The sequence below is a fragment of the Streptomyces sp. NPDC051677 genome (assembly GCF_044453465.1).
In the GTDB taxonomy this organism is placed as follows: Bacteria; Actinomycetota; Actinomycetes; order Streptomycetales; family Streptomycetaceae; genus Streptomyces.
Genome location: NZ_JBITCT010000021.1, coordinates 80,809 through 105,848, shown reverse-complemented (window position 1 = coordinate 105,848; position 25,040 = coordinate 80,809). Strand labels below are relative to the sequence as shown.

16 protein-coding genes are annotated in these 25,040 nt (G+C 70.8%); 10 read left to right on the top strand and 6 right to left on the bottom strand.

Annotation, left to right across the window (positions count from 1 at the left end):
* Window positions 1-151 precede the first annotated feature (151 nt).
* Complete coding sequence (locus ACIBAF_RS24775; protein WP_399465713.1) at window positions 152-1,507, bottom strand: hypothetical protein; 1,356 nt, start codon at window positions 1,505-1,507, stop codon at window positions 152-154.
* Window positions 1,508-1,749: 242 nt separating this feature from the next.
* Window positions 1,750-7,620, bottom strand: a complete 5,871-nt coding sequence (locus ACIBAF_RS24770; protein ID WP_399465711.1) for a hypothetical protein — start codon at window positions 7,618-7,620, stop codon at window positions 1,750-1,752.
* A gap of 652 nt (window positions 7,621-8,272) precedes the next feature.
* On the opposite strand from ACIBAF_RS24770, the gene ACIBAF_RS24765 reads away from it, so the two are divergent.
* From ACIBAF_RS24765 to ACIBAF_RS24745, 5 genes are all read left to right on the top strand, one after another.
* On the top strand, window positions 8,273-9,745 hold the full coding sequence (locus tag ACIBAF_RS24765; RefSeq protein ID WP_399465709.1) for an ATP-binding protein: 1,473 nt from the start codon (window positions 8,273-8,275) through the stop codon (window positions 9,743-9,745).
* A gap of 135 nt (window positions 9,746-9,880) precedes the next feature.
* Entirely contained in the window at window positions 9,881-10,090 is a 210-nt protein-coding gene (locus ACIBAF_RS24760) for a hypothetical protein (RefSeq protein ID WP_399465707.1), read from the top strand.
* Window positions 10,091-10,341: 251 nt separating this feature from the next.
* Complete coding sequence (gene rsgA / locus ACIBAF_RS24755) at window positions 10,342-11,523, top strand: ribosome small subunit-dependent GTPase A (RefSeq protein WP_399465705.1); 1,182 nt, start codon at window positions 10,342-10,344, stop codon at window positions 11,521-11,523.
* A 106-nt stretch (window positions 11,524-11,629) separates the two neighbouring features.
* A complete protein-coding gene (locus tag ACIBAF_RS24750; protein WP_399465703.1) occupies window positions 11,630-13,039 on the top strand; it encodes a bifunctional transcriptional activator/DNA repair enzyme AdaA in 1,410 nt (469 codons plus the stop codon).
* Window positions 13,036-13,545 carry a methylated-DNA--[protein]-cysteine S-methyltransferase gene (locus ACIBAF_RS24745; protein WP_399465701.1) on the top strand — a complete coding sequence of 170 codons (510 nt, stop codon included), beginning with the start codon at window positions 13,036-13,038 and terminating at the stop codon, window positions 13,543-13,545. Before ACIBAF_RS24750 ends, ACIBAF_RS24745 begins: the two co-directional genes overlap by 4 nt.
* A 7-nt stretch (window positions 13,546-13,552) precedes the next feature.
* Here the strand turns inward: ACIBAF_RS24745 and ACIBAF_RS24740 are convergent, their stop codons facing one another.
* Window positions 13,553-14,035: a DUF456 domain-containing protein gene (locus ACIBAF_RS24740; RefSeq protein WP_399465699.1), complete on the bottom strand. Its 483-nt coding sequence runs from the start codon at window positions 14,033-14,035 to the stop codon at window positions 13,553-13,555.
* 1,775 nt (window positions 14,036-15,810) lie between these two features.
* On the opposite strand from ACIBAF_RS24740, the gene ACIBAF_RS24735 reads away from it, so the two are divergent.
* Entirely contained in the window at window positions 15,811-16,884 is a 1,074-nt protein-coding gene (locus ACIBAF_RS24735; protein ID WP_399465697.1) for a PP2C family serine/threonine-protein phosphatase, read from the top strand.
* Window positions 16,885-17,010: 126 nt separating this feature from the next.
* Here the strand turns inward: ACIBAF_RS24735 and ACIBAF_RS24730 are convergent, their stop codons facing one another.
* Window positions 17,011-18,330: a helix-turn-helix domain-containing protein gene (locus ACIBAF_RS24730; protein ID WP_399465695.1), complete on the bottom strand. Its 1,320-nt coding sequence runs from the start codon at window positions 18,328-18,330 to the stop codon at window positions 17,011-17,013.
* Between the two features lie 220 nt (window positions 18,331-18,550).
* Here ACIBAF_RS24730 and ACIBAF_RS24725 point away from each other — a divergent pair, with 220 nt between their 5' ends.
* The 3 genes from ACIBAF_RS24725 (at window position 18,551) to ACIBAF_RS24715 (ending at window position 21,419) form a co-directional block, all read left to right on the top strand.
* Window positions 18,551-19,213, top strand: a complete 663-nt coding sequence (locus tag ACIBAF_RS24725) for a hypothetical protein (protein WP_399465693.1) — start codon at window positions 18,551-18,553, stop codon at window positions 19,211-19,213.
* 198 nt (window positions 19,214-19,411) lie between these two features.
* The gene (locus tag ACIBAF_RS24720) at window positions 19,412-19,939 is read left to right on the top strand and encodes a hypothetical protein (RefSeq protein WP_399465796.1); all 528 of its coding nucleotides are present in this window, start codon (window positions 19,412-19,414) and stop codon (window positions 19,937-19,939) included.
* 991 nt (window positions 19,940-20,930) lie between these two features.
* A complete protein-coding gene (locus tag ACIBAF_RS24715) occupies window positions 20,931-21,419 on the top strand; it encodes an ATP-binding protein (protein WP_399465691.1) in 489 nt (162 codons plus the stop codon).
* Window positions 21,420-21,510: 91 nt separating this feature from the next.
* On the opposite strand, the gene ACIBAF_RS24710 is transcribed toward ACIBAF_RS24715, so the two are convergent.
* Together ACIBAF_RS24710 and ACIBAF_RS24705 are read right to left on the bottom strand one after the other, a co-directional pair.
* Window positions 21,511-22,572: a DUF2637 domain-containing protein gene (locus ACIBAF_RS24710; RefSeq protein WP_079658789.1), complete on the bottom strand. Its 1,062-nt coding sequence runs from the start codon at window positions 22,570-22,572 to the stop codon at window positions 21,511-21,513.
* Between the two features lie 325 nt (window positions 22,573-22,897).
* Entirely contained in the window at window positions 22,898-23,746 is an 849-nt protein-coding gene (locus tag ACIBAF_RS24705; protein WP_399465689.1) for a (2Fe-2S)-binding protein, read from the bottom strand.
* A 157-nt stretch (window positions 23,747-23,903) separates the two neighbouring features.
* Here ACIBAF_RS24705 and ACIBAF_RS24700 point away from each other — a divergent pair, with 157 nt between their 5' ends.
* Window positions 23,904-24,767: a GntR family transcriptional regulator gene (locus tag ACIBAF_RS24700; RefSeq protein ID WP_399465687.1), complete on the top strand. Its 864-nt coding sequence runs from the start codon at window positions 23,904-23,906 to the stop codon at window positions 24,765-24,767.
* Window positions 24,768-25,040 lie beyond the last annotated feature (273 nt).

Below are 25,040 nucleotides of genomic sequence, written 5' to 3'. Positions count from 1 at the left end.
TGGTTGTCGCCGGCACTTCGGCTGCACCTCACGACTGTGTTTGGGGTCGGCGCTATGCCGACATTTCCCTGCGCCGGCGAGATGATCCGGACAGTCTGCCAGCGGGGCGTCGGCGGCGCCCCACTGGCGGCGCCCCGGACATTGCTGGCGGTCAGCTCTCGCTGTCGGCGACCCAGTCGGTGGTTAGGGCCTCCGTGACAGCGACGAGCTTCTCTTGGCTCAGTGGCTGCAGGTGGGATAGGTGATTCCTGGCGTTGCTCAGTGTTTTCAGACGATCCTGTTGGTCCGTGGGCAGGACCAGGAGTCGTGCCGCCCGGGCCAGGTCGCCGATCTCCAGCTCGGGGAGCTGAGCGGCAGGAAGTCTGTTCCTCACGTGGTAGTCGGATCTGGTCTGTTCCCGGAAGTAGTCCAACTCGATCTCCTTCCGCAGCAACTCGGGGACCAGTTCGATCAAGGAGGTGCGGGCCTCTTCTATGAGCGGGAGCAGGACGCGGTTCTGAGCGTGGCACACCAGGATGCGCAGCTTGTTGGATGCCGGATCGAGGAGACGGTGGGCGAGCACGGGACGGACGTGCCCGTCCCAGCTGTCGACGGTCCCCGTCGCCCAGGCGTCAAGGATCTCCGCGGACGGGGTGGAGGCGTGTGCGGTGGACATTCGGCGGGACCAGTTCTGGTCCACGTCATCCTCCTGATCGGGCAGTGTGGCTGCCAGCGCGCGGCGAAGGAATTCCACATCACCTCCCTTCCATGCCTCGCGCAGGACGAGAGCCCGGTCGACGTCGGGACCGCAGACCTCGGCGACGACCGCGTCCGTCACCCGGTCGAGCAGTGCCTGGGCGGCAGTCGCCGACGGACGCGGTCGCCAGGCGAGCAGAATCTCACTGTCGAGGCGGGTCCACACCCGCCACCACCAGTGCATGGTGACGTGGTTGTGGCTCAGCCCGACGCCGAAGATTGTGCTGGGCAGGTCCCGAACCCGTGCGGCGAAGAGGAATCGGGGACGCCGTTCGGCCGGCAGGCCCGCCTCTCGGAAGGTGGCATGGGCGGTGCGGAGCAGTTGGCCCATTTCCTCGGCCGAATGCTCCTCCCAGCCCCGTACCACGACGGTCGGCGGGGAGTCCGGCGCGCCGGCGTCGTCCATCTCGTCCAGGTCGTCGGCTTGGGAGCCCCCACGACACCGGCGGGCTCTCCTGAGCAACTCGCTCAGCGGGGCGTCGGCGACGCCTAGTTGCTTGGCCAAGCGATCGACGAGGGACACCGCGGTGGCCGTGCCCTGCGGGGCGAACGTTCCCGGACCGGGGGTGACGGGAGCGCCGGCCGTGGCCACGGCCACGGAGCCGAGGAGGGCGCCGTAAGGATCACCGGCGTCAAAACTGTCATCCTCTTCGTGCCAGGGGTCGAAGAGGTCCCGAACAGGGCCGTCGACCGGGCGCTGGGCCGGGAACGCGATCGTGCTGGCGCGGACCGCAAGGGCGCTGCCCACCGCCGACGTGATCGATCCGGGCACCGGTAGGGACTCCTCAAGTCGGCTCATCAGCTCTCGCAGGAAGAAGTCCGCCCGGCCGGATTCCACCACGGTGTCCGGGAAGTACCAGACACAGTTGAGGCCCGCCCGTAGGTCCCGCTCGAGTCGGTCGAGGTGCCTGCGCGGCCCAGGGAGACGTGCCAGGTCCCGTTGGGTGAAGGGCGGGGTGGGAGGGACGGCCTCACTTTCTTGAACCGCCGCTCCCTCGTTCTGGGCTATGTGTGTCATCGGCTGGCACCGGTCACCTTCAGGGCTCGGAAGGTAACCGGATCCAGGGTGCTTCCCTTCTCGATGACGTCGAGGACGCTGATGCGGTCGAGGCGGGCCAGGAACTGCTCCGCCGCCTCCAGAGCGCGCTCGGCTTCGCTCTCGTCGAAGAGCCCGGCGGCGATGAAGGCCGCCTGCAGGTCGCTGGGGCCGGTGATCGCCTCGCCGGCGCCATGGTCGTCCTCCTCGTAGAACTGTGCCCAGGCGGTCAGCCGGGTCACGTCGGAGGAGTCGAGGCCAGCCAGCTGCAGGTGCGCCGCCGCCTTCTGTGGGCCGGCCATCTCGGCCAGGAGCTCCTCGAACACGTCCTGTCGCCGCTTGCCGAGGCGCACCTTGGCCATGGCGAGTTCCACCAGCACGGGCCAGCCACCAGTTACCTGGATCAGGTTCCGCCGGTCGTCCGGAGAGGTGAACGGAGACTCCGGCCAGGCGCGCAGGCTGTTCAGGTTCCATCGCTCGGGGTGGACCACCCCTGCGGCCTGCTCCACTCCCGCCGCCGCATCCGGGTCGCACAGGACCACGGCGTAGCGGCGGGGAGGAGTGGAAGAGGCTCCCTCGCCTCGAGTGCTGTCCGTGTACACCAGAAGGCGCTCCACGGCCTTGCGTAGCTGGCTGGTGTCTTGACCCCGGAGGTCTGCGAAGAGGAGACGGGAACCGCCCCTACGGCGGGAGTTGGCGGTGATGACCTCCGTGAGGTCGTCGTCTGGGCCGACCGGCACGATGGCCAGGTCGTGGCCGTCGACGTGCAGTTCCAGTCCGTGCCTCACCAGGTCGGCGCCGAGCGCGGGTGTGCAGGGCACCAGAGTGGTGCGGGTCGTGTGGTCGAGGATCTCGCTCAGCTGACCGTCGGTCAGCGGGCTCATCCGTTGGACACGGGTACGCCGGTCCGAGCCGAGAGAACGTCTGGCGACCTTCGGGTCGTAGTCGTACGGCTGGTCGAACTGCGTGTCGCGGAGTTCATTCTCGAGTTCGGGCTTGGTGCCGAGCATGTTGACCACGTTGGGGCTGCGCATCGCATAGACACGTTCGTTGTCGAGTTTGATCAGCAGTCCGAGGTTGACCATCTCGTCCAGATAGATGATCAACTGGCGCTCGGGTACGAGTCGGAACCCGTCGTGCCAGCGCTCGCGAGCGTGCTCGAGGAGTTCGTCAGGTCGGTAACCGTGCCCGTGTCCCTCCTCCAGGCTGCGCACCGCGATGAGCAGGGCGAGGACGCGGTAGCGGTCCTCCAGGTTGATCGTGTAGCGCAGGCGTTCGGCGATGAGCCCGCGGACCTCCTCCATACCGGCTACCTGCTGGACGTCCTCCCAGGTGATGGGCGCGTGACGGCCTTCGGCCGGCATGGACCGCTGCTGTATGAAGGCGACCAGGTGGTCACAGAAGATCTGCAGCAGGTTGGCCTGGTAGTTGGTCAGGCCGAGGATGTGCCAGACGAGGTCCCGGGTCTCGAAGGCGAGCCCCACCGCGGCCATGGGTTTCTCCACGAGCTCAACGGCGTCCCGCGGATCCAACGGCCCGACTGGTACGTCCCGGCCGCCGTGTGCGGTGACCACGTTGATCAGACGGTTGAACCGCTGCACTTGGTGAAGACCCGCGAACACCACCTTGAAATCCCGTCCGGTGTCCTCCATGAGCCGCTGCAGCCGCTTCACGATGGGGAACGTGGACTGGCCGCCGCCCGTGTAGACCGCTTGGGCGTCCGCGGTGAGAAACGCGTCGGCCTCGTCGGCCAGAAGCAGGAGGCGCCGTTCGGGCGCCGCCTCGATCCACTGCTGGACCGCGGCGGCGATTACGTTGGCCGGCGCCCGGTCGGCGATGGTCTCGCTGAGCACACCTCGTCGCTTCAGCTCGGTCAGCAGCATCCGCCAGATTCCCTCCGGCGGCTCGGCGTGCCCGATGTCGGCCTTCATCAGGTCGACGTACACGGCGACGCGGTTGTCCCGGTCGTCTTTCTGGAATACCTCCGCAGCATGCCTGAGCAGGGACGACTTGCCGAGCTGGCGGCCGCCGAACAGGAAGATCGGGCCTTGTGGGTCGATCACCGCACGCATCTCGTCCGTGCGGCCCTTGAACACTTCCGGAGGCACCAGTCCGGCGACGTGCGGGGTGTACGGGGTGTAGCCGGTCCATGGCAGGGTGACCCGCTGCACGGCGCGGAAGGAGCGAGGTGCCCTCGCGGCCACCCACCCGACTACGGCCGGGTCGACGACCAGCGTCTGCTGGGTCCGGCCTCGTGACTCCATGGCCAGACGGCGGCGGCCCTCCACACCCAGTGGTTGCGTGTAGAGGATGATGTTGGCGCCGATCGCTGACGAGGGCAGATGCCGCAAGGGGCCCTCGCCCCGAAGTTCGTCGGTGATCACGACCACCTTGTACGTGCGGCGGGCCTGCGAACCGAGCGCGGCCACATATCCGGGCGTGCTCTCCGTGATGTCGGCCCGCACGCTCAGCTTCGTGACCCCCCACGAGGCCTCTTCCACATTGGGCTGGGCCGCGGACAGCCCCAGGAATCGGAGCACGCTGACGACTGCCCGGCCGATCTTTCGCTCGTCCCGTCCCTGGGCCAGCCGGTCCCATGCATCGAGGCCGGCCTCGGCGTTGGGCACCAGAGTGTCGCCGTCGGTGTAGTGGTGCGCCCACCAGCGGGCACTCCCGCCGCCCTCGTCCGACTTGGGCGCCTTGGGGTCAGCCACCCCCGCCAGGAAGCGGGAGAGGACCTCGCTGGCGGGCTTTGCGGGTTCGGGCAGAGGCTGCCCCCGGCGGGCGAAGGAAAGGAGTTCCTCGGCCGCCACCGTCTCGCCGCGGTCCAGCAGCTCGCGGATGCGGGCCTTGTCCTTTCCGGACATCTGGACCTGGTCGAGCTGCTGGCGCAGGTCGTCCGTCTTCTCCTGTTCCTGGACCCTCAGCTCCTCGGCGACCTGCCTTATGGCACGCAGGCGTTCCCGGTAGCGGCCACCGTGATCCTCGCCCTCGAGGTCCAGAAGGCGGCCGGTGAACTCACGCTCGGTCTCGCGGGTCAGCAGGTTGTGCGCCCGGACGCGGGCCAGCCCCAACTGGGCCCTGCGGTGCTGTGCCGCACAGCGAGCCTTCCAGGTTTCGGTTGCTTCGGCGGACGCCTGCCGCAGCTCGGCGATCTGGGAAGCCGTCAGGTCGACACCGGTGCCCCCGCTCTCGGAGATCTGTTCGAGTGCGCGTGCGGCAAGGTGCAGGTCGCCCTGCTCGCGGTGCCACGCGAGAGCCTTGACGGGATCAACCGGGCCGAGCACCGCCGAGAGCGCGTCGAACGTGTCCTGGTGGGAGAGATCGGGGACATCCCGGCCGTGTTCGGTACGCCAAGGGAGGCCAGGCACCATCAGAAGCTCGTCGGACGACGGAGGGAACCAGTTGTCCCGGGCCTCGGGCGCGTACGAGCGGTCCAGCCACCGCAGCAGCAGACCGAGAAACGCGCCGCCCACACCCGGCGCCGGCGCCGCGGTCCTGGCGGCCTCGACAGACGCCTTGAGCGCGCGGCTGACCTCACGGTTGCCGGACGAGCGCGGTGCCTCGGCCACCCGCACCGCCGCCTTCAAGAGGTCCTGCACACTCTTGACATGGGTGCGCAGCTGTTCGCGAGCGCCCGCGTGAATGTCCTCCTTGGACTGCTTGGGGCTGCGCTTGGCCCGGTCGGTCTCGTCGATGAGCCGGTCCACGGCGTCGAAACGCTTGAAGTACGCCTCGGAGAGAGCGGTCAGCTCCTCCTGCCCCGTCCTGCCCTCGCTCGCCGCCCAGTTCTCGATCGCCTGGAGCGAGCGGCCGAGCACACCGTCGGATGCTGCCAGCGTCTGCAGAACCACGGTGGCGCGCTGGTAACGGATCTTGCGCTTCGGCAGGTCGACGGCGAGCTGTCGGGCCTGATCGGCGATCCTCTCGTAACGGTCGACGGCCGTCTCGGCGGTTGGGGACTGCAGGCTGCCCGGCTCGATTTCCACACCCATACGGACCGCCTGGACGAGTCCGTCGAGAACGTCGGCCCACGGCATGGGCAGGTTGGGGATCGACGTGTGCCCGGTCAGTATGCTGCTCGCCCAGCGGGCCGAGATGCCACTGCGCACGGCGGCGGTGAGCAGGACCAGCTGGGCGTCATGGTCGTCGTCCCAGGGGCGTAGCTTTCTGACGGACTCCAGACGCTCCTCGGTCTGCACCTGCAGTTCGGATGCCGAGGCAGCCGAAACGTGGAACGCCGCGTCCGCGAACTCCAGTGCGAGCGCGCGGTGCTCAGGCGCTCCAGCGGCACGGGTGAGCCAGTACGCCTCGGCCAGTCTGCCCTGGACCACCAGGCCGGCCACCGGTGCCTGGCCGCCGGACCACACATCGACCGACGTCGGAAAGGGTTTGGAGGAGGGCTTGGTGCTTCCCGCCGGGGGCCCCTTCGGAAGGGACTCGTCAAAAGCGTGATGGGTGGGCACAGAGACGTGTGTGTCCGAGGACGCTGCGGGCGGACCGTCGGAAGCCAGGGTGTCGCCCGCCCGTTCCTCCGCATCCTTCTCCAGGCCGTCGCTCTGCTGGTCGAGGCCTGCTTCGGCCGTCTTCACCGCTGCTGCCTGGGGGTGGCGGGCGGATGGCGCCTCCGCCGAAACATTTGGGGCGGCCGCCAGGTCGTGCTCGGGAGCAGTGGCAGGTGTGGCCTCTTGGCCGACGCCCGGCAACGTGGGGGTTGCGGGAGCGGATGCCTTCCGCGGACCGGCTGGGTCGCCCTCCGGGGCGTCACCATCTCCGTCCGGGACGGTACCGTAGCCGAGGGCTCCCGGCTCGTGGTGGTTCTCCTCGACGTCTGCGACCGGCGCCAGAGACTGCGTGTCTCCACGAAGCCGGGCAAGGCGGGCGTCGAAGTCCGCGATCTGTCCGACGACGCTCGCCCGCATCAGCTCGCTGGAGAGGTTTTCGAGCAGCGCATTGGCCTCGTCACGGGCTTTCGTTACCTCCGCGATCTCCCGCTCGACCTGGCGGCATCGCTCCTCTTCTTCGCCCAGTCTCTCGATCAGCGCCTCGGCCTCACTCCAGCTCTGTTCCGCGTTCCAGGCTCCTGCCCCGGCCTCCACAAAGGCACTGGCCAGCTCCCCGCGCTCGCGTGCCCAGGAGAGCACCGCTCGCAGAAGGCCCTCGTCGGCCCTGAGCCGACCGTCCCGCATCGCAGCGGTGAACGCGTCCAGCCGGTCGGCCAGTGCGTGGGCGTCGGCGCGGAGCACGACCGTCTGCTGGGACAGCGTGTCAACATCCACTGCTGCCACCGTCGGCACCCGCTGACCGCCTTCTTGCTTCCCAGAGCCGGCCGTTCGGACAGGCTCCGGAACATGGTCGTCATCGGGCTCGCCCTGCCTGAACATGAGACAGGATGGGTGCTCCCAGATCTCGTTCGGTACCGGATCGCCCCCGACCTGCGTGGCCTTCCATAGATCGTCGGCGTGGCTGTGCGTCAGGTGATGAGTCGGGAAGTCGGCGTGCAACGAAAGCCCGTGCAGCAGGAGTTGGGCCATTTCCGTCGGCAGCAGCCCGAGCAATTCCGACAGTTGGTCGACGTCCAGGTCGGCGAGATCGTCACCGCGGCCCAGTTCGTCCAACCGCATGCAGCCGATGCTCATCCCGCAGCGGCTCAAGTTCCGCAGCAGGTCCTCCGGGGCTCGGCTGACCCACAGACGTGCCCCGCTCGTCTTGCGCATCGCCGCCGCGGCCGGACCGCTCCGGTAGTACAGGACGTTCCCGCCGTGTGCTCTGTCGACGTGGCGGAACAGCCGCAACACGAGTTGCGGCCTCTCATGCAGCCATTGCCTTAAGACCGGAATGGAATGCATCAGACAACCTTCCTTGCTCCCCCTCCAACCAGCCTGCAGCCAGCAGGTGGTTGTCCCAACCCTCACCCCTGTGGATCGCGTGTGTGGGCCACACGTCGCGTTGGTGACCATCAGTCATACCAGACGGTCACGACATTGCACCGTGTCGCGACAGGGGGAGAAGCGGCAGTGCTCCCAGGTGGTGCGCGGCCGTGGGCAAGCTGGTCCGGCGTTGCCGACTGGTGCGTCCGTGAGTTCGCGCGGCCTGTCCAGTCGCGGTAGGGGTTCAATGTAGGTGGAAGCCCGGGCTGCTGCCGCATGCGACTCCTTGCCATTCCCTCGGCCATTCCCTCGCGCTTGTGCCGCTTTGACGGACACCATCTGTGTGGTGGTCAGGCCGCCATTGCGGCCTCGTAGCCGGTGGGACTGCGGTAACCGAGGCTGCTGTGCAGCCGGTGCAAGTTCTACCAGCTCTCACCTGCCTGCCGACAAGGAGCAGCGGCCGCCCCAGCATGCCAGGGTCGGCCTCGATGAGTTCCTCCAGCCTCGATCCAGAGTCAAGCAGCCTCCGGCTCGCGGAAACCCGGTCGCTCTCGCAGATGCAGACAATCATCATTGACATAGGGGTACAGTTAATAGATATGTGGTTCTATCTCCTCGGAATCGGAGAGGCATGGAAAAGCCCGTTGAGATGTTCGACCGCGACTACGAATGGTCGGCGCTGAGACGGTTCATCGAGGATGAACAGCCTGGCGCGACGCTCGGTGTGGTCTCCGGACGGCGCCGACAGGGCAAGACCTTCTTGCTCGACGCGGCCTGCCGTGCCGCAGGCGGGTTCTACTTCGGGGCGACCGAGGCCGCCGACGCCGAGTCTTTGCGGCGGATCAGCGCCGCGCTGACGGCGCATGTGCGCCCTGCCAGTCCGTACCATTTCTCCGACTGGGCCGAGGCCGTCGACGCGCTCCTTGCGCTGGGTACGGAACGGCCCGTTCCCGTCGTGATCGACGAGTTCCCGTATCTCGCCAAGGCGAATCCGGAGCTCCCCTCGATCATCCAGGAGGCGCTGCGGACCCTCCGCGACCAGCGCAGCGGCTCCCGCACCCGACTGCTGCTGTGCGGCTCAGCGCTGTCGTTCATGGGCAGGCTGCTGTCCGGTAACGCCCCCCTGCGAGGCCGGGCGGGGCTGGAGTTGGTTGTCCGCCCTCTCGACCACCGCCTGGCCGCCGAATTCTGGAACATCACAGACCCTCGCCTGGCCCTGCAGGTCAACGCGATCGTGGGCGGCACACCTGCGTATCGGCGGGAATTCGCCCGCGGCGACACCCCGAACGGAGCCGACGACTTCGATGACTGGGTCGTCCGCACCGTCCTCAACCCAGAGACGCCTCTGTTCCGCGAGGCCCGCTATCTGCTCGCGGAAGAGCCCGACCTGCGAGACACCGCCCTGTACCTCTCCGTGCTCGCCGCAGTCGCCGACGGCAACGCCACCCGTGGAGGCATGGCCGGGTATCTGGAGCGCAAGGCCACCGACATCGCGCACCCCATCAACGTCCTCGAAGACGCCGGCCTGCTGCACCGGGATGCCGACGCCTTCCGGGACAACCGTCCCACCTACCGCATCGCCGAACCGCTGATCGGCTTCTATCACGCCATCATGCGGCCGGTCTGGGACCAACTGGAACGCCCCGGCAGCGCAGCCCGGGTCTGGCAGGCCAGCCGTCGCCGCTTCACCAGTAACGTCCTGGGCCCTCATTTCGAACAGGTCTGCCGCGACTGGGCACTGCACCACGCCGACCCAGAGCTGATCGGAGGTCTGCCCGCCCGGGTAGGACACGGCGTGGTACACGATCCCAAGGCCCGCGTCGGACACGAAGTGGATGTGGCGGTCATCGGCATCGCTGACGGATCCAGGCCGCCGCTCTTGGCCATCGGCGAGGCCAAGTGGAATGACACCATGGGCGTCGCCCACATCGAGCGCCTCCAACACATCCGCGACCTCATTGCCCAGGCCGGACGCTACGACACCACGAGCACCCGACTCATGTGTCTCAGCGGCGCAGGTTTCAACGACAAGGCCTACACGGCCGCACTTGCCGACCCTGATGTCCAACTGGTCGACCTGGAGACCCTCTACGGCATGGCGTGACCGGTGCCCGGCGGACGCATGGCCGGCCCGTGGGGAGATATCTCCTCAAGGCGGTCTCCTCGTGGGCGAGGTGAGATGCCAGGGAGACCTCGCCCTCCTTGGCATCGGCTGCCCGCAGCAGCGCACGTTCAATTCGTGGGTGTGCACACCCACGCGGTACGGCCTCACTGGCGTTGGCTCCGCTATCGGCTGAGCGAGGAACGGATGCAGATCCTGCCGGGGCCGTGCTCCTCCTCGGACTTCGACGAAGACGACCTGCGGGCGTTCGCCGGGCCACGCTGGCTGCGTGCCGGCCAGAAGCGCAAGCGCAACCTGATGCGGCTTCTCGACCGGTACGGCCTGTGACCCTGCCGAAAATTCGATGGTGCCCGAATACGGGCGCGTCTAGGGTGAAGTCCGCTTCATGCGGTGGCCGTTGGCCGCCGCTGTCGACCGAGTGAGAAACGGGAGGTGTGACCGATGACTGTCTCTGTGATGGGCGCTGCCCGCAACCAGAAGTTCATCCACTCCACCCCCGTGGTCTCCGGCTGACCTTTACTGTCCTCTTCGCGCCTGTGAGTGCGCGCTGCCGGGGCCGCCCTTATGAAGGGTTTCCCTTGAATCTCTCTTCTCTTTCGGCTTCTTCTGCTTCGTCGCATCCTCTGGCCTCGTTCGGCTGGGACGAGGGGTGGGAAGCGGAGTTCGCTTCGTACGCCGAGCAGGGTCTCCTGCCCGGCCGTGTCGTACGGGTCGACCGCGGCCAGTGCGACGTCGTCACACCGGTCGGCATCGTGCGTGCCGACACCGAGTTCGTCGTTCCTCGTGACCCGATGAAGGTCGTCTGCACGGGGGACTGGGTCGCCGTGGACCCGGACGGCAGCGATCCGCGGTATGTGCGGACGTTGCTTCCGCGCCGTACCGCCTTCGTCCGCTCGACGTCGTCGAAGCGTTCCGAGGGCCAGGTGCTGGCCACTAACATCGATCGCGTCGTCATCTGTGTGTCGCTCGCGGTCGAACTCGACCTCGGGCGGATCGAACGGTATCTGGCGCTGGCCATGTCCTGTTCGAGTGGTGAGGCCCTGCTGCATAGGTCGGCACTCTCCTGGGAGTCCGGCGCGCAGCCCGTCGTCGTGCTCACCAAGGCAGACCTGGTGCCCGACCCGGTCGCGCTCTCCTACCTCGTGCAGGACGTGGAGACCAGCGCGCCCGGCGTTCCCGTCCTCACCGTCTGCGCCCGCGACGGCGAGGGCGTCGAGGAGCTTGCCGCGCTCCTCGGCCGGGGCACATCCGTGCTGCTCGGGGCGTCCGGCGCGGGCAAGTCGACGCTGGCGAACGCGCTCGTCGGCGAGGACGTGATGGGCGTTCAGGCCACCCGCGACATGGACGGCAAGGGGCGGCACACCACTACCACGCGTAACCTGCTGCCGCTGCCCGGCGGGGGCGTCCTCATCGACACGCCCGGGCTGCGCGGCGTCGGCCTCTGGGACGCAGGCGGCGGGGTGGGGCAGGTCTTCTCGGAGATCGAGGAGTTCGCCCGGGGCTGCCGGTTCCATGACTGCGCGCACGAGGTCGAGCCGGGGTGCGCGGTGCGGGCCGCCGTCGACGACGGGGAGCTGCCCCTGCGACGACTGGAGAGCTACCGCAAGCTCGTCCGGGAGAACCAGTGGATCGTCGCCAAGTCCGACGCCCGCATGCGTGCCGACATCCGCCAGGACTGGAAGCGCAAGCAGGCCGAAGGCCGGGCGGCGGTGGAGGCGAAGCGCGGGCGGGGCTCATGGCGACCCGCTCCGCCTCGGTGAACCGGGTGGGCGTGCACGTGTCCGGTTGCCGGTAACGGGTTTCAGCCCCGACGCCACGTCCGATTTCCGCTAGCAGGGTTTCCGTCGTGGGCGAAGACTGGAACCCATGACGGACCAGGAAACGCGTTACGAGGCGGTCCGCAGCAGGGACGCCCGGTTCGACGGCGAGTTCTTCTTCGCCGTCGAGACGACCGGCATCTACTGCCGGCCCAGCTGCCCCGCCGTGACACCGAAGCGCCACAACGTGCGTTTCTTCGCGACGGCCGCCGCCGCGCAGGGCTCCGGGTTCCGGGCCTGCCGGCGGTGCCGTCCGGACGCCGTCCCGGGATCGGCCGACTGGAACGTGCGCGCCGACGTCGTGGGCCGCGCCATGCGGCTGATCGGCGACGGCGTCGTCGACCGCGAGGGCGTCACCGGGCTGGCCGACCGGCTCGGCTACAGCTCCCGCCAGGTGCAGCGCCAGCTCACCGCCGAACTCGGCGCGGGTCCGGTCGCCCTCGCCCGGGCGCAGCGCGCCCACACCGCGCGGGTCCTGCTGCAGACGACAGGCCTGCCTGTCACCGAGATCGCCTTCGCGTCCGGGTTCGCCAGTGTGCGACAGTTCAACGACACCGTCCGGGCCGTGTACGCGGCGACCCCGACCGAGCTGCGGGCCACCGTCCGCGCGAGTCGCCGCAGCGCCACCCCGTCCGCCGGGCTCCCGCTGCGGCTCGCCCACCGCGGCCCCTACCACGCGGGCACCGTGTTCGACCTGCTGGAACAAGAGGCCGTGACCGGTGTCGAGGAGGTGAGCGGGCCGCTCGGCGGACGCACGTACCGTCGTACGCTGCGGCTGCCCTACGGCACCGGGATCGTCGCCGTGGACGAGCGGCTGGGCGACACCGGCCGGGCCACGGCCGTCCACCCCGGGGGCTGGCTCGACGCCCGGCTGCACCTCACCGACCTGCGCGACCTCACCACCGCCGTCCAGCGGCTGCGGCGGCTGTTCGACCTCGACGCCGACCCGTACGCCGTCGACGAGAGGCTCGGCGCCGATCCACGGCTCGCCCCGCTGATCGCCGCCCGGCCCGGGCTGCGCGCGCCGGGGGCCGCCGACCCGGAGGAGTGCGCCGTACGGGCGCTGGTGGGGCGGACGGAGGCGGAACGCCTGGTCCGCGGCTACGGCAAGGCCCTCGACGCACCCTGCGGAACCCTCACCCACCTCTTCCCCGAGCCGGCCGTCCTGGCCGACGCCGACTCCGGGGCCGAACATCCGACCGAGTCCGGCGGGCCCCTCGGCGCTCTCGCCGCCGCTCTCGCCGACGGCACCGTACGCCTCGATCCGGGCGTCGACCGGGACGACGCCCAGGAAGCGCTGCTTGCGCTGCCCGGCCTGGACGCCCGTACGGTGGCGGCGATCCGAGCCCGCGCTCTCGGCGATCCCGACGTCGCGCCGCCCGGCGCGGACGTCCCCGACACCTGGCGCCCCTGGCGCACCTACGCCCTGCACCACCTGCGCGCCGCGGAGGAACGATGAACACCCCGACCGACCTGACGTACTACACCAGCGTGGACAGCCCGCTCGGCCCCCTGCTGCTCACCGCCGACCCGTCCGGCGTGCTGACGTCCCTCTCCGTGCCCGGACAGAAGGGCGCAAGGACAGTCCAGGACGGCTGGCGGCACGACCCCGGGCCGTTCCGTTCCGCCAGGGACCAGCTTGCCGCCTACTTCGCCGCCGAGTTGAAGGAGTTCCGGCTTCCGCTGCGTGGCGACGGCACCGAGTTCCGCGAGCGGGTGTGGGCCGCCCTCGACTCCGTCCCCTACGGGGCGACCACGACGTACGGCGAGATCGCCGCCCGTGTCGGCGCCTCGCGGATGGCCGTACGGGCCGTCGGAGGAGCGATCGGGGCGAATCCGCTGCTGATCGTGCGGCCCTGCCATCGGGTGATCGGCGCCGACGGCTCGCTGACGGGATACGCGGGCGGCCTGGAGCGCAAGGTTCGGCTGCTCACGCTGGAGGGTTCGTTCCCGGCAGCGCTCTAGCGGTGTTTCATCCCCACAGCACAGCCCCCAGCCACGCGCCCATGATGAGCAGACAGGTGAACAGCTCGGCGAGAACGCTGGAGCCGCCGGAGCGCATCGCGGTGCGCAGGGCCGCCCGTGCCTCGCCGTGGCGGCCCAGGCGGAGGCGTTCGCAGAGGTAGATGCCGCCCATGAAGCCGGGGATCGCGCCGAGCACGGGGAGCAGGAAGAAGCCGAGGAACGCGCCGAGGCCCGCGTACACCGCCATCCGGGGCGTCGCGCCGCTCGCGCGCAGCCGACGGGGCGGCAGGGCCCAGCGCACCACCTGGGAGAGGAAGAGCGCCAGCGTCGCCCCCATCAGCCCGGCCCAGGCGACCGGCTGCGGGTCCTCCAGCGCCCACCACAGGACCGCGGCCCACACCAGCCACGATCCCGGCACGCCGGGCACCAGCACTCCGCACAGGCCGAGCAGAATGACCAGTCCGACCAGCAGGAGTTCCCACACTCCCATCTGCCCAGGGTGCCCGAATCGAGAAGAAGTCGCAGGTCAAGACGTACGCAATCGGCTGGATCGGCTGGATCGGCTGGATCGGCTGGATCGGACGGCGAGCTCACCGCTCTCGCGTCACCCAGCCGCGCTCGTACGCGTGCCAGCCCAGCTGCAGTGGGGCTGCGCACCGTGCAGCGCCGGGTTCTGTTCCGGACGTCGCTCGACATGCTGTTCGACACCCGTGCGGTGGCGCATTTTCCGGATGCCCCGTTTTCATACGGCCCGTGCGGTGGACAATTGGGGGCATGAGCCAGCAGGGGGGAAGGTCCACCGGTCACGAGGACGACTGGTGGGGGCAGCTGTACGACGACTCCACCGAGGACACGGGGCCCACGCCCGCCGCCGACTCCCTGGACGACCGTTTCGCCTCGGCCGCCGGAGCGGTCCGCTCCGCGGGCACGGCGGCGCACTCCGGGGGCGCGGCGGACGGCGCGGATACGGATGTCGGCACGCACGACGGCGCCGGTACGGACGACGACACGGACCCCGTGGACGACGTGGACGACGTGGACCCTGCAGATCCTTCGGGCCCCGTCGGCTCGGTGCCGGCACCACGGGCGGAGCGGCCCGGTCCCCGCGGCCGGACCGATTGGTGGACCTCGCAGAACGCGACGCCGACAGGGCCGCCGACCTCACCGGAGGCCACGGTTCCGCCGCCCCGGCGCGGCCGAGTGACCGACTCCGGCCCAGGCCCAGGCCCAGGTGCAGGTGCAGGTGCAGGCTGGTACGCAGGGGACCGTGACAGCGGGCTCGCCGATGGGCGTGACGCCGGGGACGATGCGGGACGCGGCACCGGCCGGGACGTCGGCCGTCAAGCGGGCCGTGGCGTCGGCTGGGCCGCTGAGCCGGACGCCTCCTCGGACCCCGGTCTGGACGCCGGTCTGGATGCTTCCCCGGGCGTCGGAGATGTCTCGTGGGGTGATGCCACGGGTGATCTCGGGTGGAGCGCCGTCCGGGACTCCGGTCCGGCTGCCAAGGTCAGCGCGGACTCCGACCCGGAGCGTGACCTCGGCCGGAGCTCAGGCCGGGACGTCGCCGGTCAGAGTGCCGACGGCGGCGCACGCGAGGCCGACGCCGATCCGGGCGCCCGTCCGCCCGAGCGGCACCGCGCTCCCTGGGAACCGCCTTCGGCCACACCTCCCGGTCCCACGAACTTCCCGCCCGGCCCGCTGCCGCCGGGCTTCGCCGAGCGGGCGCCCGGCGGCCCCGCAACCTCCATGACCGACGGGCGTACGCCGACGGAGACACCGTCCGCCCCCTCCCAACCCTCGGCGCCTCCCTCCCCTTCACCTGGGTTGCCGACAACCTCCCCCTCCGTTCCGGCGACTTCAGCCGCCACGCCGTCCGCCGCACCAGCCACACCAACCGCACCGACTGTGCCGCCACCCCCGCCCGCGCTGCCGCCCACTCCGGCCCACGCGCCACCCCCTCCGACTGCCCCGGCCGCCCCCGCCGCGCCCTCCGCCGACGGCACGGCAGCCCCGCGCCCCCCGGCGAGTTACCCCTCCACCCCCAGGAGTGCCCACGCCTCCGGGGGCGCCCGCACCCCCGAGCGCCCCCCACTCCCGGCGCGCGCCCCCCACTCCCCAGTACTTCCAGCACCTGAGCGTGCCCCTGACCCTCAAGGGGTCCCTGACCCGAAGGGCGCCCCCGGTCCGCCAGAAGCCGTCGCCCCCCAGCCCGGCCCCGTCCCCCAAGGCCCCCTTCCTTCCCTTCCTTCTCTCTCTTCTCCCTCTTTGCCCTCTTCGCCCGGCGACCCCCAGCAGCCCGACCATCCCCCCACCCTCCTCGCTCTCCCCGCCCTTCCCGCCCTTCCCGCAGTCCCCGCTCTTCCTCCCCTCCCGGCCCACAAGGACTACGTCGGTTCCGGGCCACCCACCTACGACGCCGAGCCCACCGCCCTCCCGCTCGCGGACCCGGACGAGTTGGACGATCTCGTCGCCGACACCGTCCTGGACGGGGCCCGGTACGGGGCCTGCGCGTTGCGGGCCGTGTCCGTGCGGGGGGACTCCGCGCGGTACCGGGGCGAGCCGCGCCGTGACTCACTGCTCACCGCCCGGTTCGGCGCGGGCGAGCATGCGCTGATCCTGGTCGCGATGGCGACCGGCGCCCGGGCGACCCCGGGAGCCCACCGGGCGGCCGCCGAGGCGTGCCAGTGGATCGGACGGGCCGTGGGCCGCAGCCACGTTCGACTCGCCGAGGACATAAGGGCGGCCCGGCGTGGCGACCTGAAGTCCGGCCTGCACCGTCTCACCGACCGCAGCCTCGGCCGGCTCCGCGCCAGCGCCGCCGAACAAGGCCTGGCGCCGGAGGAGTACGCGGCCACCCTGCGCTGTCTGCTCCTGCCCGCCGACCCCGACTGCCGCACGCGCGTCTTCTTCGGCGTCGGCGTGGGCGGACTGTTCCGGCTGCGCGGCGGAGTGTGGCGGGACATCGAGCCCCAGGTGGGCGAGATCGCCGGGGAGCCGGTCGTCGGGTTCGGGTCCCTGCCGGCCGAGACGCCCGAGGGCGACCGCCTCACCATGGACCTCGGCATCACGACCCCGCCGAACCCCTACGACCCCACCCCCGAGCCGCCTCGCGATCCCTTCCGCTTCCGTGCCTCCGTAGCCCGCCCGGGTGACACGCTCCTGATGTGCACCGGCGGGCTGGCCGAGCCCCTGCGCGGCGAGCCGGAGCTGTCCGCGTATCTGGCGGGACGCTGGTCGGACCCCACCCCGCCCGGCCTCGCCGCCTTCCTCGCCGACACCCAGGTGAGGGTGAAGGGTTACTCCGACGATCGCACCGCGGCGGCCGTCTGGGAGGCGTGACCGGGCCCCCGCGGTCACTTGGCTCCAACCTGCGCAACGTGCCTCGGCCGTGAGGCCGTTGGGAGCCCGGCCGGTCACCGCTGGTCACGCTGGTCCCGCCGGACGGCGACGGTCAGGCCAGGGTGGTCAGTCGGTGGCGGGGACCCACCCACGCTCCCCGTTGCCCCAGCCGTACCAGTAGCGAGGCAGGCCTTTGATGCCGCTCGTGCGGAACGGGCGGCCGTGATCGTCGACGCGGACGGTCCCGGTCCGACCCTGGGACGACCAGTCGAGTTCGAGGTACCAGTTGCAGTCGCAGGTCTCGGTCCGTGCCGTGACCAGCAGCACCTCCGGGTCCTCGCTGGACACGCGGTAGGGCAGGCTGACCGCAGGGATTGGAGTGCCTGCGTCGTTGCCGGCGACCGAGTGCGCCACGGGGCGGTCCTTGTCCAGGTCGACCGCGAAGTAACGCTTGCTGAGCGAGCCGCCGCAGCCCTGGTCCATGGCGTACACGGTGCCCGGCGCGGGTGAGGCCCGGCCGACGACCCGCACACGCAACGCCGTCAGGACGACGGCCGTCGAGTCGCGGCCCTGCACCGAGATCTCCACGTTGGTCTCCCGTCCGTGCAGGGCGCCCTGGGCCGACGCCCACTGACCGGCGTCCTGCTCAGCCGGGGGCGGTGGAACCTGCGCCGGCGGTTTGTCGATGACGTAGTCGTGACCGCAGCCGAGCGCCCAGACCTGGGAGTCGGCGGTCCACACGAGCGGTACGCCCGTCGCGGGTGCCGGGGCCTTGCCGCCGGCCGGGGCGCTGTGCGGGGAGGGGGAGGTCCTGCCGGATCCGGGAGGAAGGGAGGGCGAGGCAGCGCCGGGTGTGGGGGAGGCGGTCGTGCTGGTGGTGGGAGTGGGGGAGGGATGCGGGGACGTCGTCCGGTACGGGTCGGCGGTGGATCCCGGGGCCCGGGCGGCGTCGTCGGAAGCCGACGGGTGGTGGCCGCCGGGCAGCGCGGACAGGCTTCCCAGGGTGGCGAGGACCGCGCAGGCGACACCGACGAGGACCGTGGCGCGCCGGCGACGGTACCAACGGCGAGGCGGTGCCTGTCGCCCGTCGGATTCCCGAACCTCCGTTTCCGCCGACGTAGGGGTGTCCCCTTCTGACGCTGTGTCCGGTGCTTCCGGAGCCGTGACGCCACGCGTCGCCCGCTGCTGACGGGCCGCCACTGCTCGCAACCATCGCCGGTGCAGTTCGAGGCGTTCCTCGGATGTCGCTCCGCAGAACTCCGCGAGCCGCTCGACGGGGGCGAAATCCTGTGGAACCGCTTCCCCCGCGCAGTACCGGTGCAGAGTCGAAGTGTTCATGCCCAGCCGGCGCGCGAGAGAGCCATAGCTGCGCTCAGTGCGCCCCTTCAGTTCCGTCAGCAGCGCCGCGAACTCCGTCACATCGCCCACACCGTCGTCGGTCGACACCGTTCCCCCGGCTCGTCAGGCCCGGGCGGTCATCCCAGGCACCCATATACCTGCACGTCAGATGGGCTGGGATGGTTCCACCACGGCCGATCGGGCGGAGAGCGTTGCACCGGGCCGCCCCGTCCGCCGATGCTCTTGGTGTCGCACCGACCAGGGCCGGATCGACCAACCGGCTCGCGGCGACGATCCACACCCATGCACTCACTCACGGGGGACACCCATGCCCAGGCGCATCCGAGCCGCCTCGCTCACCGGGCTCACCGCACTCACGGCCGCGGGCCTCGCCCTCGGCACCCTGCTCGCCGTACCCGCCGGCGCCGCTCCGGCAAGCGCCGCACCGGCGGGCGCAGGCGCGCCGCAGCCACCCGGCTTCCTCTCCGCCGCCGACCTTCCGCCGCACCCCAGCTCGGCCTGGACGGCCGGCGAGATCATCGCCGGCGCATCGCCGGACACGGAGGCGGACCCCTGTCTCGGCACGGCGCTGGGCGACGGCCGGGACTCCTGGTACCGGGACTTCCGGACCGACCTCGACACCAGCGCCCGTCAGGTCAGCGTCGAGCTGTCGAGCGTCAGCGCGGCGAAGCGGCGGTTCTCGTCGGTCAACGAGCACATCAAGTCCTGCGCCGCGCGGATCGAGCAGGCCGACCCGGAGGTCACGGCCAAGCTCAAGGACTACGGGAAGCTGAACGTCGAGGAGGGCGCGCATGTCTACGGCCTGCACACCGAGACCTCCTGGGGCGCGACCGACATCCACCTCCTCTCCGTGGGCCGGGACGGAACGCGGGTGACGGTCGTGAACTGGGGCCAGCTGGGCGACTTCGACGACGCGCCGGTGAAGGCCTTCAAGAAGACGACCGTCACGGCCGTCAACAAGCTCCGCTGACCGCACGACCCTCACATCCGTACGACCCGTACGACCCGAACGCCCCGAACGACCACTGAGAAAAGCCGGGGCCGCCGCCCTCCCGTCACGGGGGTCGGGAGGGCGGCGGGCCCCGCACGACCACTTGGTCACCGGACCGACCACAAGCCCAGCCAGACCAGACACAAGAGATATCCGGGGAACACACACATGTCGAGCATGACCAGCCTGGCCGACAACACCGGCGAGACCAGCGAGACCAGCGACGCCGGCAAGCGCGCGAGCCGTCTTCGGACCACCCGCCGCCGCGCCGCCCTGGCCGCGGGCCTCGCCCTGGCCCTCGGGCTCGGCGTGACGGCCCAGGCCTCCGCCGGCAGCCCGCGCAGCGTCAGCGGTAAGCCGTCCGACAACATCACCCGCATCGCCGACTTCTACGGCGCCTACATCGACGCGGTGACCGACGAGGGCGGCGGCAAGCTCGCGGACGAACTCCGCAAGCATTACCTCACCCCCGCCTTCCAGAAGGAACTGAAGGCCTGGGAGGAGAAGAACCACGCCAACGGCGTCCTGCAGGCCCAGAACGTTCCGCTCGCATGGAAGGTCACCGACAACGGCACGGCGGCGAACTACACGGAGGCCGTCGTCACCCTCACCTGGGGCAGCGACACGACGACCAAGCTCATCGTCGACATGACCCGCGGCCACAAGATCTTCCACATCGGCACGACGGGAGTCGAAGGCAGCTAAAGGGCTGTCCCGTAATCCCAGGCGGCTGGAGTATGCGGGGGCAAACGCGCGGACACGATTCCCGTTGCGTTTCCGCGTGAGGGCCACCGCATTCCGGCCAACCTCGTCGGCAACGGGAAAGCGGTGAAACCGAGGGCCTTCCCTTTCCGTCCGGTCGGCGCACTCCGGCCGTCCGACACCAGCTGCCCCACCTCTTCTTCGGGTACGGCCAGGTCGGCAGAGACGAATCCGTAGACGGGGCGATCCCCGGCGGTCAGCAGGTCGCTCGGGTGCGTAGGCGGGACGGGGGCCAGGGCGGCCGGGACGACGTCCGCCCCGTAGAGCGGATGCACCGGCTCACCACCGCTCGCCGGGGAGGCGATGGCCGGGCGCCGGTTGCGCGGGCGTGCGCCCTTCAGGGGTACGCCCGCGCCGTCGCACACCGTCCCCTCCGCCAGGCCGCCGAGTTCGTCGCCGCTGGGCCCGGGGCCGATCACCGTCTCCCCGCAGTCGCCGCCCCCTCCTCGGGCACCCGCCCCGCCGACCGGAATCACCTTGTCGAGCAGGGCCTTTCCCGCCCGGTGTCCGTCGCGGACGGTTCGTGCGCGGCCGGCGACGCCCTGTCGTCCGGCACCGGCTCGCCCGGCCCGTGCCCGACGGACCGGGCCGACGGCACACAGGCCCCTTGCGGCGCAGAGCGCACGAACCGTCGCATCGTGCGCTCCGCGCACGCTGGAAACAGGGTCCGGTCGTTGTTTCACGGCGCCCTCCTCGGTGGTCCGGACGGATGCCGTCGGTCCGTCAGCCGCCCCTGGGAGGGTTCGAGGAGGATTCGGGGGGATCAGGGAGCCTCGGGAGTGCTGGAAGAGCGCCCCCCTGAGGCCCGCCCGAACATGGCCGAACACCCGGCCGTTGATGATTCGACATGACTGGCCCGGTGTCGACCGGGCAAGGATCCCCGTGAACGTGTTCGAGCAGGAGGGGAACCGACATCGACACGCGGGCGGGGGTCATGGAGAGGCAGGCACGGGGAAGCGGTCCGACGGCGATCGCAGGCACCTCGGCGACGAGACGGACGGGGGAGGGCACGGCCGAGGACGTGGCGGAGCAGGACGGGGCGTCGCAGCTCAGCCGCAGGCTCGGACGGGCGGATCTACGGGCGGTGCCCGAGGCGCGCCGCGCGGTGCGGGAACTGCTGCGGGGCTGGGGAAGGCCCGGCCGGTCGGAGACGGCGGAACTGCTCACCAGCGAGCTCGTCACCAACGCACTCGTGCACACCGACGACGACGCGGTGCTGACGGCCACCGTCTCACCGTCCGGCCTGCGGGTGGAGGTGCGGGACTTCGTGGCCCGCCACCCCCGGCCGAGCGTCCCCAGCGCCGACGAGGGCACGCACGGCCGGGGCCTGGTCCTGGTGGAGTCCCTCGCGGACACCTGGGGCGTGCGGGCGCAAGGCGGCGGAAAGGTCGTCTGGTTCGAACTGGGGGCCGAAGCCGCCTGAATGACAGGCCATGGGCGAGGGGCGATACGCAACGGGAAGGGGGCGCGACCGTCGTGGTCGCGCCCCCTTCCCGGTGGTACCTACCTGTCCGTCAGCCGAACTGCTGCTCCAGGTCCTTGAGCTTGCGCTCCAGGGAGTCGAGGCGCGGCAGGGCCATGGTGTCGTCCTCCGCGGTGAGGTCGACGGTGATCGACGAGTCGGACCCGTGGCGAACGGGCTGCAGGGAGGGCCGTGACCGTACGGGCAGCTGCTCCGCCGAGTTCGCTATGGCAGGCTCCGCGGACACTCGCTCGGCCGTGGCCCGCTCCAGCGCGGCCTGGGCCTCCACCTGACGGCCACCGCCGCCACCCCGGCCGGGGAACCGACCGTGACCTCGGCTGATCGCCTTCAACTGGGCCCGCTCGACCCGCTGCTGCTCGCGACGGCGCAGCTTGGTCTCCTCCTTGCGGACCTTGTCGTCGCGGACCTCCTCGACGGCCTCGTCCAGGCTGCGCACGTTCTCCAGGAGCATCAGCGACCACGCCTTGTAGGTCTCACGAGGAGCCCGCAGCCAGCGCACGACGCGGATCTGCGGCAGCGGACGGGGCACCAGGCCCTGCTCGCGCAGCGCGGCGCGGCGGGTCTGCTTCAGGGCCCGGTCGAAGAGCACGGCCGCCGACAGCGACATGCCGGAGAAGAACTGCGGGGCGCCGTCGTGGCCCAGGCCCCTGGGTGCGTGCACCCAGTTGAACCAGGCCGCGGCGCCGGCGAACGTCCACACGAGTATCCGGGAGCCGAGCGCCGCGTCACCGTGGCTGGCCTCGCGCACCGCGAGGACGGAGCAGAACATCGCCGCGCCGTCCAGGCCGAAGGGGACCAGGTACTCCCAGCCGTTGGTGAGGCCGAGGTTCTGCTGGCCGAATCCGACCAGGCCGTGGAAGGAAAGTGCGGCGGCGACGGCCGCACAGCAGAACAGAAGGACGTAGGAAGCGGTTCCGTATATGGCTTCCTTGCGCCTGCGGCGCTCCTCGGTGCGCTCCCACGAGTCGTCCGCGCTCGCGTTTGCCCCGGAGGAGCGCTTGCCGCGCGCGAGCACCGCCACCGCCGCCAGCATGCCCAGGAGCAGTACGGCGCCGGGAAGCAGCCAGTTCAGCGATATGTCGGTCAGTCTCATCTGGGGTCCCTTGCATTGGGATAGGGCGTAACGCCCGCCATAGTGGCCCAATCCCGCCGTCCCTCAGGGGGTTTCGGGGCAAGAGGCCGCCAAGGAAGTGCAAGGGGATGCCCAGGGCGACGTTCTGCTCGAACTGCCGCTTGAGGGGCGGGAGTTGAGTTCGAATAAGACTACCCGTACGGATGGTTCCACGGAAAGTTCCCGTGACACGTGAGAAAGTTGTGAATCGCCTGTAACCGAAAGGCAGTCTCGTCCGGGTGATCTTACGGGACGTGCGGGCGTGTCCTGTCACCGGGGGTGGCTGAGTGTGCCTGAGGCTCGCGCCTCAACTCGTCGCGGCGGCGGTGAGCTTGGTGACGCGGTCGGCGTCGCAGGTGCGCGGGCAGGTGGCGCAGGTGTCCTCGGGGCGCACCGTGTAGAACATGCAGCAGCTCGCCCGGTCCCGGGTGGGCAGGGCCTCGCCGTTCGGTCCGGTCAGCTCGCGGAAGGCCGCCGACCCGACGTACGGCTGCGTGGCGCCCGGCAGCAGGAGCTCCAGTTCCCGTCGCGCCCGTTCCTGCGTGCCCTCGCCGAGCAGATGGGCGACGTACCAGAGGCCCTCGACGATTTCGTCGGTGACCATCCCCCACAGGGCCCGACCGCGCCGTCGCGCCCGCGGTCCGAACCCGGCGAGCACCGGCTCGTGGTGCTCCGCTATCGCCGCCCGCACCTCCGCCCGCAGCGCCTCCTCGTCCCCGACCACCCTGGCGCCGGGCAGCAGCGCCGCCGGGTCGCCCGGCAGACAGGCGAAGGAGGAGGGCGGGCGGACGGCCATCCGCATGCCGTCGCCGGTGCGGTCGTACGAGACGTGCGTCACGGGGAGGCGGGGCACCCGGCGGTGCAGGAACCAGGGGACGGTGATCAGCAGGCAGGCGGGCCAGGCGTACCGGTGCAGTCCGAAGCTTGCGACGACGTCCGGGCGCGCCCGTTGCCCGTAGTCGCGGACGACCTGTGCGTCGTCCCAGACGAGGAAGGCGTCCAGCGCGGGTCCGCCCTGCGCGAGCTCGGCCGCGGCGACCCAGCCGCCTCCCTGGGGCAACGGTTCCGCGTGCTCCAGCTCCGTGACGGTCAGACCCGGGAAGACCTCCGCGAGACGGGTGTAGGCCGCCGCTGTGGCCGACAGGGCTGTGGGCATGCCGGGGACCGCCGTTTCGGGAGCGATTCAAGGTAAGCCTTACCTTACTCAATGTCGTCGGGATTTGAACTGGCGGCAAGTGCGCCTAAGGTGCTTGACGGGCGAGTAACAACCCGCCGTAATGACCCCAAGTACCGACAAGGCCGGAGGAGGCCCCGTGGAGCAGAGTGCCCAGGGCTCCATCGGTACGGAAAATCAGGCCGCGCAGGGAGCCGACGACGGTGCCCGGGTGCCGGCGCAGTCGCGCGGAGGGGCCGCCGAGTACGGACCGTTCGGTGAGGTGGGCGAGTTCGGCGAGGGCGAGGGCGCGGGCGCGGGCCGTGAGCGGTTCGGTCCGGCGGGCGACGTGCGCGGTGAGCACACGCACAGCGAGACCCCGATCCCGGCTCCCCGGCCGGTCGTCCAGCGCGCCTCGGTGCGCGGCCAGATCCTCGACGCGCTGCGCACCGCGCTGGTCGCAGGGGACCTGCGGCCGGGCGAGGTGTACTCGGCGCCGGTCCTCGGGGAACGTTTCGGGGTCTCCGCGACGCCGGTCCGGGAGGCGATGCAGCAGCTCGCGCTGGAGGGCGCCGTCGAGGTCGTCCCCAACCGGGGGTTCCGGGTGATCGTGCGGGGGACGCGCGAGCTCGCCGAACTGGCCGAGGTGCGGGCGCTGATCGAGGTTCCCGTGATGCTGCGGCTCGCCCGTACGGTGCCCGCCGAGCGGTGGGCGGACCTGCGACCCCTCGCCGAGGCGGGGGTGCGCGCGGCGGCCTCCGGCTGCCGGGTCACGTACGCGGAGGCCGACCGGGTTTTCCACCGGGCGCTGCTCGCCCTCGGCGGCAACGAGCAGTTGGTCGGGATCGCCGAGGATCTGCACCGGCGGTCGCAGTGGCCGCTGGTCGGCGGGCCCGTCTCGCGCGCACGCGCCGATCTCGTGGCGGACGCGACGGAGCACCTGGCGCTGCTGGAGGCGTTGACGGCACGGGACTTGGACGTCGTGCAGGCGCTGGTGCGTGAGCACTTCGCCGGCGCGGCCTGAGCGGACGGTTCGTTGCGGGGCGCGTGAGTGTGCCGGCCTGCTGGGGGCTGCCGCCCCCAGACCCCCGCTTCGGCCCTGAAGGGGCCTCGTCCTCAAACGCCGGACGGGCTGAAGTTGCCATGACCGCCACTGACAAGCCCGACTTAGCCAGGGCCCCCGACGCCCAGCCCCGTCAGCCCCGATCAGGACCCGTCAGCCCCACAGAGCCGTCCGGCCCCTCACCCCCGCCAGCCTCCCACCCCGCAAGCCCCGCAATGCTCCATCCCTCCCGGC